Origin of the sequence: Luteimonas endophytica (genome assembly GCF_029887875.1) — a bacterium.
GTDB classification, from domain to species: Bacteria; Pseudomonadota; Gammaproteobacteria; order Xanthomonadales; family Xanthomonadaceae; genus Luteimonas; species Luteimonas endophytica.
The window spans coordinates 18,295-29,243 of record NZ_JARXRM010000046.1 but is presented as its reverse complement, the minus strand read 5'-3'; the positions used below and the strand labels follow the sequence as shown (position 1 = coordinate 29,243).

Below are 10,949 nucleotides of genomic sequence, written 5' to 3'. Positions count from 1 at the left end.
CCGCCGCCCGCGCTCAGGCCTTCAGCTTCCAGCCGGTGCGGAAGATCCACCACACGATCGCCAGGCACGCCGCCAGGAACGCCAGCACCATCGTGGTGCTGATGGCGATGTGGACGTCGGCGCTGCCGTAGAAGCTCCAGCGGAAGCCGCTGATCAGGTACACGATCGGGTTGAACAGGGTGATCTTCTGCCACAGCGGCGGCAGCATCTCGATCGAGTAGAACGCGCCGCCCAGGAAGGTCAGCGGCATCACCACCATCAGCGGGATCACCTGCAGCTTCTGGAAGTCGTCCGCCCACAGCCCGATGATGAAGCCGAACAGGCTGAAGCTGAGCGCGATCAGCACCAGGAAGCAGGCCATCCACAGCGGATGGGCGATCTCGTAGGGAACGAAGAAACGCGCGGTGACCAGGATCAACAACCCCAGCATCACCGACTTGGTGGCCGCCGCGCCGACGTAGCCGAGCACGATCTCCACGTACGACACCGGCGCCGAGAGCACCTCGTAGATGGTCCCGGTCCACTTCGGCATGTAGATGCCGAACGAGGCGTTGGAGACGCTCTCCGACAGCAGCGACAGCATGATCAGGCCGGGGATGATGAAGGCGCCGTAGCTCACCCCGTCGATCTCGCCCATGCGCCCGCCGATCGCCGCGCCGAAGACGATGAAGTACAGCGAGGTGGTCAGCACCGGCGACACGATCGACTGGGTCAGGGTGCGGAAGGTGCGCGCCATCTCGAAGCGGTAGATGGCCTTGACGCCGTGCCAGTTCATGCGCGGGCCTCCTGCGCGCCGTTGCGCACCAGGTTGACGAAGATCTCCTCCAGCGAGCTCTCGCTCGAATGCAGGTCGCGGAAATCGATGCCGTGCTCGCCGAGGCGCCGCAGCAGTGCCGCGATGCCGGTCTCCTCGGCCTGCACGTCGAAGGTGTAGACGAGGGCCCTGCCTTCCTCGGCAAGCTCCAGCGGCAGCCCGGCGAATTCCGGCGGGATCGCCGCCAGCGGCTCCTGCAGCTGCAGGGTGAGCTGCTTCTTGCCCAGCTTGCGCATCAGCGTGGCCTTGTCCTCCACCACCACCAGCTCGCCGCGGTTGATCACGCCGATGCGGTCGGCCATCTCCTCGGCCTCCTCGATGTAGTGGGTGGTGAGGATGATGGTGGTGCCGCCCTCGCGCAGCGCGCGCACCATCTGCCACATGTCGTGGCGCAGCTCGACGTCGACGCCGGCGGTGGGCTCGTCGAGGAACAGCAGCCGCGGCTCGTGCGCCAGCGCCTTGGCGATCAGCACCCGGCGCTTCATGCCCCCGGACAGGGTCATGATCTTGCTGTCCTTCTTGTCCCACAGCGACAGGTCGCGCAGCACCTTTTCCAGGTGCGCCGGGTCGGGCGCCTTGCCGAACAGCCCGCGCGAGAAGCGCAGCGTGGCCCAGACCGTCTCGAAGGCGTCGGTGGACAGCTCCTGCGGCACCAGCCCGATCATCGCCCGCGCGGCGCGGTAGTCGCGGGCGATGTCGTGGCCGTCGACGCTCACGCTGCCCCCGCTGGCGGTGACGATGCCGCAGACGATGCTGATCAGCGTGGTCTTGCCCGCGCCGTTGGGCCCGAGCAGGGCGAAGATCTCGCCACGGTCGATGTCCAGGTCGACGCCCTTCAGCGCCTGGAAGCCGGACGCGTAGGTCTTGCCGAGGTTGCGGATGGAGAGGATCGGCTGCACGCGGGGTCCTGGTGGGGCGCGGCGCGCAGGCGCGCCGCGTCGCGATGGCGGGATCGGGAGGGCACCCAGCCTAGACGCCGGCGGCGCGCGGATAAAGCCCCTGGATTGCGGAATGATCTTCCCGCCAGCGGGATATTCGCCCTCGCCCGCAGCCCGCGCCGCGGCCGCGATCCCGGTGCTCGCCTCGCGACCGGAGCGGGCGGTCCCCTGCGCCGACACGCGGCGGCGAGGCGCACCGGGCCCCTGCTATGCTCGCCCGCAGCGTGATGGAGGGCCCGGCATGGCCAGCGAGATCACCCGGTTGCTGCAGCGCCACCACCAGGGCGACCGCGCGGCCTTCGACCGCATGGTGCCGCTGGTGTACGAACGTCTGCGCATCATCGCCCGCGGCCAGATCGCCCGCGCCGGCCGCCGCGGCCAGACCCTCGACACCACCGCGCTGGTGCAGGAAGCCTACCTGCAACTGGTCGACGAGGACGCCGTGGACTGGCAGGACCGCGCGCACTTCTTCGCCATCTGCGCGCGCTCGATGCGGCGCATCCTCGTGGACGACGCGCGGCGCCGGCATGCCGCCAAGCGCGGCGGCGGCGCCATCGACCTGACCCTGCAGCCCGACCTGATCGCGCTCGACGGCCAGTCGCAGACGATCCTGGCGGTGGACGAGGCGCTTCAGGGGCTGGCGGCGTTCAATCCCCGCCTGGCGCAGGTGGTCGAGTGCCGCTACTTCGGCGGCATGACCGAGGAGGAGACCGCGCGCGCGCTGGAGACCTCCTTGCGCACCGTCCAGCGCGACTGGATGCGCGCCCGGGCATGGCTGCTCAAGGAGCTGGCGCCGACGTGAGCGCGCGCGGCGGCGATCCGCGCGTGCGCGTCGACGCGCTGTTCGAACGGGCACTGGAGCTGGAGGGCACGGCCCGGCTGGCCTTCCTCGATCGCGAAACCGCCGGCGACCCCGGGCTTCGCGCCGAACTGGACGAGCTGCTGCGGCTGGTCGACGCGCCGGCGCCGCAGCTCGAGCCCCCGGCGCTTGCCGATGGGCCGCTGTGGCGGGCGCTCGCCGACGGGCAGGAGCGCACCGACCGCCCGGCCCCCGGCGCCGACAGCGGCCGCCGGATCGGCGCCTGGCTGCTGCTGCGCGAACTCGGCCGCGGCGGCATGGGCACGGTGTACCTGGCCGAACGCGTCGGCGGCGGCTTCGAGCAACGCGCAGCGTTGAAGCTGATCCGGCCCGGCGTGGACTCGGCCGAGTTCCTGCAGCGCTTCGCCCAGGAGCGGCAGATCCTGGCCTCGCTCGAACACCCGGGGATCGCGCGGCTGCTCGACGGCGGCCGCGACGAGCGCGGGATGCCGTGGCTGGCGATGGAGTACGTCGAGGGCCTGCCGCTGGACCGCTATTGCGACGAGGCCCGCCTGGACATCGACGCGCGCCTGGCGCTGTTCGTGCGCATCGGCCAGGCCGTCGCCTACGCGCACCGGCACCTGATCGTGCATCGCGACCTCAAGCCGTCGAACATCGTGGTGACCGCGGCCGGCGAGGTGAAGCTGCTCGACTTCGGTATCGCCAAGGTGCTGTCCGGCAGCGCCGCTGCCGCCGACGAACCGCTGACCCGCACCGCGGCGCGGATGTTCACGCCGGAATACGCGACCCCTGAGCAGGTCACCGGCGCCCCGGCCACCACCGCCACCGATGTCTACCAGCTCGGTCTGCTGCTGTACGAGCTGCTCACCGGGCAGCGCGCGCAACCGCTGGCCGGCGACTCGCTGATCGCGCTCGAGCGCAGCGTCTGTCACGGCGAACCAACGCGCCCGAGCCTGCGCGTCGCCGAGGGCGACCCGGCCGCCTGCGCCGCGCGGCGTAGCACGCCGCAGGCGCTGCGCCGGGCCCTGCGCGGGGACCTCGACAACATCGTCTGCAAGGCCCTGCGCAAGGCTCCCGAGCGCCGCTACGCCACCGCCGCGGCGCTGGTCGAGGACATCGGGCGCTGGCGCCAGGGGCGGCCGGTGCGCGCGCGCCCGGAGACGTTCGGCTATCGCACCGGCAAGTTCGTGCGCCGGCATCCCTTCGGGGTCGCCGGCGCGGCCGCCGTGCTGCTGCTGCTGGCCGCCTACGCGGTCACCGTGACCCTGCAGGCCGGGACCATCGCCCGCGAGCGCGACCGCGCCCGGGCCGAGGCCGCCCGGGCGCAGCAGGTGCAGGCACTGGTGCTGCGGCTGTTCCAGGGCGCCGACCCGGAAGCATCGGGGGGCGCCCAGCTCAGCGCCCGCGAACTGCTCGACCGTGGCTGGGAGGGCATCGAGGCCGAACTCGGCGACCACCCGCAGGTGCAGGCGGAACTGCTCGGCACGGTGGGCGAGGCCTACCGCCAGCTCGGCCTGTACGATCGCGCCGGGCCGCTGTTCGACCGCGCGCTGGAGGCGGCCGGCACGGTCGCCGGCGACGACCCACGGCTGCTCGCGCGGGCGCTGCGCAACAGCGGCCGGCTGCACATCGATCGCGGCGACTATCCGCAGGCCGGCATGCTGCTGCGCGATGCGCTGGCGCGGTTCCAGTCGGCCGCGCCGCCGCCGCACCCCGACATCGCCGACACCCTCGACGATCTCGGCCAGGCGGCGTTCCGCGCCGGCGACCACGACGCGGCGCTCGAGCTGCACCGCGACGCGCTGGCGATGCGCCGGCGGCTGTTCGGCGAGGTGCACGTGGACATCGCCCAGAGCCTAGACCGGATGGGCGTGATCGCGCGCCACCGGAGCGACTACGCCGCCGCCGAGCCGCTGCTGGGCGAGGCGCTCGCCCTGCGCCGCCGGCTGCTGCCGCCGACCCACCCGCAGCTGGCGGCCAGCCTGTCCAACCTGGCGCTGGCGCGCACCGACCTGGGCGACTACGACGGTGCCGGGGCGCTGTACGAAGAGGCGCTGGAACTGGCGACGCGGGTGTACGGCGACTCCCATCCGCAGGTGGCGCGGGTGCTCAACAACCAGGCGCGGCTGCTGCACACCCGGGGGGATCTGGATGGCGCGGTCGCGCTGCTGCGCCGGTCCCTGGAAATGCGTCGCGGTGCGCTCGGCGAGCGCCACCCGGCGGTGGCGCAGAACCTCAACGACCTCGGCCTGGCCCTCACCGAGTCCGGCGACCTGGACGCGGCAGAACCGTACTACCGCCAGGCGCTGGAGGCTTACGAGCCCGAGCACCCATGGCGCGCCGCCACCGTCTTCAATCTGGGCTGGCTGGCCGAGCTGCGCGGCGACTACGCCGGCGCCGAAACCCACTACCGCGCGGCGCTCGAGCGGCAGCGCATCGACTATGGCGACGCCCACGACCGGGTCGGCACCGACCTGTTCCGGCTCGGCGTGGTGCTGCACCGGCAGGGGCGGCTGGACGAGGCCGAGACGCACCTGCGCCAGGCGCTGGAGATCTATCGCGAGCGGCTGCCGGCGGGACACCAGCGCCTGGCCCTGGTGCTGCTGCCGCTGGGCGAGTTGCTGGTCGACCGCGGCGACCGCGCCGCGGCGCTGCCGCTGTTGCGGGAAGCCTGGCGGCTCAGGCGCGACACCTTCGGCGAAGCGGACCCGCGCACCATCGCGGCCGCGGACGCCCTGGCCCGCGCCGGCGAGCCACGCTAGCGCCTTCGGTCCACCCGCGCGTGATGCGCTGCGCGCCACCGCCGCTCCCGACGGTCACCCGCACGCGCCGCTGGTCGTCGCTCGCCGGTCTCCGCCACTTGTCGCGCGGCATCGGCAAGCACTACAGCGTCCAGGTGCCGGGGCCCAGCAGCAGCTGGCCGCTGGCGGTGCCGCCCGTGCCCGCCGCCGGCGGCGGCGGGTCCTCGGCCAGCACGGTGGCGGCGGGCGCATCGAGAAAGACGCGGCCGATCGCGGCCGCCGACGACCCTGCGGGCGCCTGGTTGCGCGCGGCGATAGGCGGCGCCACGGGCATCGGCCACCCTCGCGGCCGGTGGCTACGCGGGCGGGTAGCTGGGCGCCGGCGCCCCAGCCGAACCGGGCGGTGCCGATGACCAGGGCCCGGTGAGGGCCAGGTCCTGGCGCCCCTGCCCCGGCCCCCCGTCGTCGCCCTGGGGCTGGCGCCCCTGCCCCGGGCCGCCGTCGTCGCTCTGGGGCTGGCGTCCCTGCCCCGGCCCCCCGTCGTCGCTCTGGGGCTGGCGCCCCTGCCCCGGACCGCCGTCGTCGCTCTGGGGCTGGCGCCCCTGCCCCGGGCCGCCGTCGTCGCTCTGGGGCTGGCGCCCCTGCCCCGGGCCGCCGTCGTCGCTCTGGGGCTGGCGCCCCTGTCCGGGACCGCCGTCGTCGTCACCCTGCCGCGGTGGGGATGCGATCGCGCGCAGCCCCGGGTCGTCGGACCTTACCGGGCCGTGCGAGGGATCCACCGGCTCGGTGGTGGGCGCCTGCTGCGCAGCGGCGGTCGAATCCATGGCCGCCAGGGCGAGCAGGGCGAGGCAGGCCGCCAGGTTGGCGAATGGTCTGGTCATGTCGTTCTCCTTGGGTTGGTTTCACGGCACCGGGCCGCGGCATCGGCCATGCCGGATGGCGGTGACCGGCCGCCCTCCGTCGCGCCCGCGGCCGTGGCCGGGGCGGGCCGGGGTGCCGGGCGGGTCCCGCCGATCCGGGTGCCGCAGGGGCAGCCGGCCGGCAGGGCCCGGGATCAGCCGTCGTGGCGCGCGGGTGCCCGCGCCGGGGCCAGCCCCTGGTCGCCGCGCGGGGCCAGGTTGCCGGGCAGGCAGCGCAGTACCGGGTTCACGCCCGGCGCCACCGGCTCCCAGCCGTCGGGGCAGCCGACCGGCGGCGGCGGGGCGGCACGGCCGGGCGCCAGCGAGACCACGATATCGTCGGGCAGGCAGCGCAGCGCCGGATTGATGCCGGGCGGCGTTGGCTTCCAGCCGGCCGGGCAGGCGGTCGGGTCCGGCGGTGCCGCCGAGCCGCGGGTCGGCCGCGCCGCCACGCTGCCCGGCTGGCAGCGGAACACCGGGTTCACCTCGGGCCCGACCAGGCGCCAGCCGGCCGGGCAGGCACCGGGATCGACCGGCGCGGCACGTCCCGGCGCCGGCCGCGCGACCACGTTGTCGGGCAGGCAGCGCAGCGCGGGGTTGAGTCCGGGCGGCACCGGTTTCCATCCCTCGGGGCAACCGGGTGGCGGCGCGGCGGCCATGCGCTGCTGCGCCTGCAGCGGCTCGGACGGGAACGCCAGGCAGAGCACCGCACCGGCCATGGCAAGCAGCGGAGCGTGGCGGAAGGTGCGCGGGAGCCGGGCGGCGCCGGCAGGACGAGAGGCGATTGCGAAGGACATCGTGGACTCCTGGTGGGCGATTGGGGACTACGGCGGCTGCCGTGAGTCCGCGGCGCGACTACCGCCAACGGCGGCCGCAACCCGGACTCTCCACTGAAGTCGCAAACCCGGCGGCGATCCCGCCACTGCCTCTGCCGCCCGCCCGCCGGTGGCGCGCCCCGCGGACCGGCTGCACGACTAGCCGAGCCCCACCAGCAGGCGCCGGCAGTACGGCAGCAGCGCGGCCGCCCGCGCCAGCACGAACGCCACGAACGCCGCCCACAGCCCGTGGTTGCCGAACCGCGCCGCCAGCGGCTGCACCAGCACCAGGAACACGCCCAGCGACACCAGCCCGGCATTGCGCATCTCGCGGGTGCGGGTGGCACCGATGAAGACCCCGTCGAGCTGGAACGCGGCCACCGACACCAGCACGTACAGCGCGGTCCATGGCAGGTAGGTGGCGGCCGCATCGCGCACCGGATGCAGCGCGGTCAACGCCTCGACCACCAGCGTGCCGGACACGGCGATGCCGAACGCCAGCACCGCCGCGGTGCCGAACGCCAGCTCGCTCGACAGCCGGACCGCTCGCCGGAACCGCAGCGAATCGCGCGCGCCCACCGCCCCGCCCACCAGGGCCTCGGCCACGAAGGCGAAGCCGTCCAGGAAGAACGCGCTGAACGAGACCAGCTGCAACAGGATGTGATTGGCCGCCAGGGTGACGTCGCCGAAGCGCGCGCCCTGGTTGGCGAACCAGCCGAAGCCCAGCAGCAGGCACAGCGTGCGCACCAGGATGTCGCCGTTGGCCGCCAGCGACTGGCGCAGCCTGGCGCGATCGACGATGCGCGCCCACGGCAGGAACGGCTCGGCGTCGCGGTGTCGCCCGCGCAGCAGCCGCCACAGCAGCGCCGCCGCGACCAGGCAGGCGGCCCACTCCGCCAGCGCCGTGCCCAGACCGATGCCGCGCGCGCCCATTCCCAGCGCCGCCGCGAAATACACGTCGAGCCCGGCATTGAGTCCGTTGAGCAGCAGCTGCACCGCCAGCAGCGTGCGGACGTGCCCCAGTCCGATCAGCGCTCCGCTCAGCGCGTACAGCGCCAGCGCCGCCGGCGCCCCCCAGATCCGCGCCGCGTAGTACTCGCGCCCCACCGACTCCACCGCGGCGCTGCCGTCCATCAGTGCGAAGTAGCCGTGCGCCAGTGGCCATTGCAGCAGCCAGAGGCCCATGCCCAGGCCGACGCCCGACAGCACGGCGCGGCCGAGCGTGGCCCGCACCTCCGGCTCGTCCCCCGCTCCGTCCGCCTGCGCGACGAAACCGGTGGTCGCCATGCGCAGGAAGCCGAAGCTCCAGTAGACGAAATTGAACAGCAGCGCCCCCAGCGCCAGCGCTCCCAGGTCGGCCGCGGTGCCGAAGTGACCCATCACTGCCGTATCCACCAGACCAAGCGTCGGCACCGCGGCATTGGCGATGATGATCGGCCAGGCGCGTCGGGCGATGGCGGCGCGGGTGACGGGCGGGAGAAGGCTGGCGGCTGCGGTCATGCAGGCATGATGCCGGCTTCCTAGACCGCGGAGGCTCGCCGGGCGCCCGGGCGGCACCGGGCTGCGGCGGCGCGCTAGAGCCGCTCCACTGCGCTGGCGCGGACCAGCACCTCGTCCTGGCGGAAGCGCCGCTCCAGCTCGCCCCGATAGCCGGCCCACCAGCCGTGGTCTACATGTTCGGTCATCGCTTCGAAGAGCACGACCTCGTCGCGCTGGACCCTGCCCTCCTCGTCCTCCCACGCCCCCACCGCCGCCGAACGCACGAAGGCCGTGACCCCGCCGAAGCGATCGGTGAGCTCGCGGCGCACGCTCTCGTAGAGCGCCTTGGGGAAGGCGCTGCCATCGTCGTCGCGCAGAGGGAGAAATATCTGGATGAGGTGCATGTCAGGAGGTTCGGCGGGAAAAACGGCGTCGCCACGATGGCACCGGACGCGGGCGGCCATCGCGCGGGATGGCCGTGGCGGATCCCGTGCGAGCGACCGATCTTATGACATCCCAGGCACATTTCCGCGAGGCGGATCCCGTTCACGGCGCCCGCACCGTCGCTCTGCGAAAACCCCCTTCTCCTCCACCCGAGCCCACGCCATGAATCGATCCATCGGGAGCGCCGGAGCCTCCGCTGCGCAGCAGGTCGCACGCTGGGTGCCGCCGGTGGCGCGAGCCGGCTACGCCGCCAAGGGCGTGGTCTACGTGTTGCTGGGCTACATCGCGTTCGAAGCCGGCCTGGCCTCTGGAGAACCGCAGGGCACCACCGGTGCGCTGCAGTCGCTCGCGGACGAGCGCGGCGGGCACCTGATGCTGATGCTGATCGCGCTGGGGCTGCTCGCCCACGTCGCATGGCGGCTGGTGCAGGCGGTCCTGGACCCGGAACACCGCGAGCGCGACGCCAGGCGCATCTTCATGCGGCTGTTCTACGCATTGAGCGCGGCGATCTACGGGTCGCTGGCGTATACCGCCTGGCGGCTGGCGCGCCTGGAGCGGACCGGGGACGGCGATGGCACCGAGATCTGGGTCGCGCGGCTGCTGGAGCAACCGTTCGGCACCTGGCTGGTGATGGGGGCCGGGCTGGGCGTGATCGGCTACGGCATCCAGCAACTGGTCAAGGCGGCGCGCGGCGACGTGGGCCGCCGCATGGGAACGGCCAGCGCGGCCACGTCGCGCGCGGTCGAGGCGATCGGGCGCATCGGCACCGCCGCGCGGGGGCTGGTGCTGCTGCCGATCGGCTGGTTCGTCTTCAACGCCGGGCGCCTGTACCGCGCTTCGGCCACCGCCGACACCGGCGAGGTCCTGGGGATGCTGGAACGCGGCGGACTGCTGGCCGCGGTCGGCCTGGGCCTGTTGACCTACGGCCTGCACCAGCTCGCCAAGGCGGTGTACCGCCGGATCGAACGCCCGACCTGACTGCGCCGGCGGACCGTAACCGCGCCCGCAGCGGGCCGAGCTGGCGGGATCGGGGCCCGGGTTTCGCGAGCGATGCGCCAGGTGCCGGATGTGCCCGAATCACGGTTTCGGCGGCCGGACCGCGATCGGCCGCGGTTCCGGGCTATCGTCGCCGCCTGGCCGAACCGGTGATGCCCATGGTGTTCCGCGCGCTGCTCCTCGTGCTGCTGCTGGCGCCCGCCGCGCCCGCCCCCGCCGCCACCATCGGCGATGCCGCGCCGCTGGCGATCGGCGAAACCTTCACCATCGAGTCGCAGGTGCTCGGCGAGACCCGCCGCATCAACGTGTACCGCGCGCCCGGATACGGGGCCGCTCCCGATGCGGCGCTGCCGGTGCTGTACATGCCGGACGGCGGCATCGGCGAGGATTTCCTGCACGTCGCCGGGCTGGTGCAGGTGTCGGTGATGAACGGCACGATGCGGCCGTTCATGGTGGTCGGGATCGAGAACACCGAGCGCCGTCGCGACCTGACCGGGCCGACCGACAACGCCGAGGATCGCAAGATCGCCCCGCGCGTGGGCGGCTCGGCGGCATTCCGCGCGTTCCTGCGCGACGAGTTGATGCCGGCGATCGACGCGCGCTACGCCACCAGCGGCCAGACCGCGATCGTCGGCGAATCGCTGGCCGGGCTGTTCGTGGTGGAGACCTTCCTGCTGGCGCCGGGGCTGTTCGACCAGCACATCGCGATCGATCCGAGCCTGTGGTGGAACGACGGTGCGCTGCTGGAAGGGCTGGACGCGCACCTGGGCGGGCGCGGCGACGAGCCGGGGGTGCTGTTCCTCGCCCACAGCGGCCAGGTGGAACTCGCCGCGGCGACCGCGCGGCTGGCGTGGGCGCTGCGGGCCGCGGCGAAACCGGAGCTGCGGGTGGAGTACGCGCCGATGCCCGGGGAGCGGCACCAGACGATCTATCACCCGGCGGCGCTGGGGGCGTTTCGAGCGCTGTTCGAGGTGCCGGGGGACGAGATGGACTGATCGGCCCG

Annotated in this window: 11 protein-coding genes; 4 read left to right on the top strand and 7 right to left on the bottom strand. The window is 73.5% G+C overall.

The features are described from left to right. Window positions 1-13 precede the first annotated feature (13 nt). Window positions 14-775 carry an ABC transporter permease gene (locus QFW77_RS17725; RefSeq protein WP_280576165.1) on the bottom strand — a complete coding sequence of 254 codons (762 nt, stop codon included), beginning with the start codon at window positions 773-775 and terminating at the stop codon, window positions 14-16. Next, window positions 772-1,713 carry an ABC transporter ATP-binding protein gene (locus tag QFW77_RS17720; protein WP_280576164.1) on the bottom strand — a complete coding sequence of 314 codons (942 nt, stop codon included), beginning with the start codon at window positions 1,711-1,713 and terminating at the stop codon, window positions 772-774. Before QFW77_RS17720 ends, QFW77_RS17725 begins: the two co-directional genes overlap by 4 nt. A 280-nt stretch (window positions 1,714-1,993) precedes the next feature. On the opposite strand from QFW77_RS17720, the gene QFW77_RS17715 reads away from it, so the two are divergent. Together QFW77_RS17715 and QFW77_RS17710 are read left to right on the top strand one after the other, a co-directional pair. Beyond that, on the top strand, window positions 1,994-2,554 hold the full coding sequence (locus tag QFW77_RS17715; RefSeq protein WP_280576163.1) for a sigma-70 family RNA polymerase sigma factor: 561 nt from the start codon (window positions 1,994-1,996) through the stop codon (window positions 2,552-2,554). Beyond that, window positions 2,551-5,334, top strand: coding sequence for a serine/threonine-protein kinase (locus tag QFW77_RS17710; protein WP_280576162.1), 2,784 nt, complete (start codon window positions 2,551-2,553; stop codon window positions 5,332-5,334). Before QFW77_RS17715 ends, QFW77_RS17710 begins: the two co-directional genes overlap by 4 nt. Before the next feature lie 121 nt (window positions 5,335-5,455). Here QFW77_RS17710 and QFW77_RS17705 read toward each other — a convergent pair whose 3' ends face one another. From QFW77_RS17705 to QFW77_RS17685, 5 genes are all read right to left on the bottom strand, one after another. Continuing rightward, window positions 5,456-5,647, bottom strand: a complete 192-nt coding sequence (locus QFW77_RS17705) for a hypothetical protein (protein WP_280576161.1) — start codon at window positions 5,645-5,647, stop codon at window positions 5,456-5,458. 22 nt (window positions 5,648-5,669) lie between these two features. Then, window positions 5,670-6,194: a hypothetical protein gene (locus QFW77_RS17700; protein WP_280576160.1), complete on the bottom strand. Its 525-nt coding sequence runs from the start codon at window positions 6,192-6,194 to the stop codon at window positions 5,670-5,672. Window positions 6,195-6,367: 173 nt separating this feature from the next. After that, window positions 6,368-7,009 (bottom strand): hypothetical protein, encoded by a 642-nt coding sequence (locus QFW77_RS17695; RefSeq protein WP_280576159.1) that lies wholly within the window; start codon window positions 7,007-7,009, stop codon window positions 6,368-6,370. Between the two features lie 177 nt (window positions 7,010-7,186). Beyond that, on the bottom strand, window positions 7,187-8,527 hold the full coding sequence (locus tag QFW77_RS17690; protein ID WP_280576158.1) for an MATE family efflux transporter: 1,341 nt from the start codon (window positions 8,525-8,527) through the stop codon (window positions 7,187-7,189). A gap of 74 nt (window positions 8,528-8,601) precedes the next feature. After that, window positions 8,602-8,910 (bottom strand): hypothetical protein, encoded by a 309-nt coding sequence (locus tag QFW77_RS17685; protein WP_280576157.1) that lies wholly within the window; start codon window positions 8,908-8,910, stop codon window positions 8,602-8,604. Between the two features lie 202 nt (window positions 8,911-9,112). Here QFW77_RS17685 and QFW77_RS17680 point away from each other — a divergent pair, with 202 nt between their 5' ends. Then, on the top strand, window positions 9,113-9,928 hold the full coding sequence (locus QFW77_RS17680) for a DUF1206 domain-containing protein (protein ID WP_280576156.1): 816 nt from the start codon (window positions 9,113-9,115) through the stop codon (window positions 9,926-9,928). Between the two features lie 176 nt (window positions 9,929-10,104). Next, window positions 10,105-10,941, top strand: a complete 837-nt coding sequence (locus tag QFW77_RS17675) for an alpha/beta hydrolase (RefSeq protein ID WP_425603388.1) — start codon at window positions 10,105-10,107, stop codon at window positions 10,939-10,941. The last annotated feature ends 8 nt before the right edge of the window (window positions 10,942-10,949 follow it).

Bases quoted from the DNA above. Each gene is read 5' to 3' on its own strand.
- QFW77_RS17725 (WP_280576165.1), bottom strand. From the start codon at position 775: ATGAACTGGCACGGCGTCAAGGCCATCTACCGCTTCGAGATGGCGCGC.
- QFW77_RS17715 (WP_280576163.1), top strand. From the start codon at position 1,994: ATGGCCAGCGAGATCACCCGGTTGCTGCAGCGCCACCACCAGGGCGAC.
- QFW77_RS17705 (WP_280576161.1), bottom strand. From the start codon at position 5,647: ATGCCCGTGGCGCCGCCTATCGCCGCGCGCAACCAGGCGCCCGCAGGG.
- QFW77_RS17700 (WP_280576160.1), bottom strand. From the start codon at position 6,194: ATGACCAGACCATTCGCCAACCTGGCGGCCTGCCTCGCCCTGCTCGCC.
- QFW77_RS17695 (WP_280576159.1), bottom strand. From the start codon at position 7,009: ATGTCCTTCGCAATCGCCTCTCGTCCTGCCGGCGCCGCCCGGCTCCCG.
- QFW77_RS17690 (WP_280576158.1), bottom strand. From the start codon at position 8,527: ATGACCGCAGCCGCCAGCCTTCTCCCGCCCGTCACCCGCGCCGCCATC.
- QFW77_RS17685 (WP_280576157.1), bottom strand. From the start codon at position 8,910: ATGCACCTCATCCAGATATTTCTCCCTCTGCGCGACGACGATGGCAGC.
- QFW77_RS17680 (WP_280576156.1), top strand. From the start codon at position 9,113: ATGAATCGATCCATCGGGAGCGCCGGAGCCTCCGCTGCGCAGCAGGTC.
- QFW77_RS17675 (WP_425603388.1), top strand. From the start codon at position 10,105: ATGGTGTTCCGCGCGCTGCTCCTCGTGCTGCTGCTGGCGCCCGCCGCG.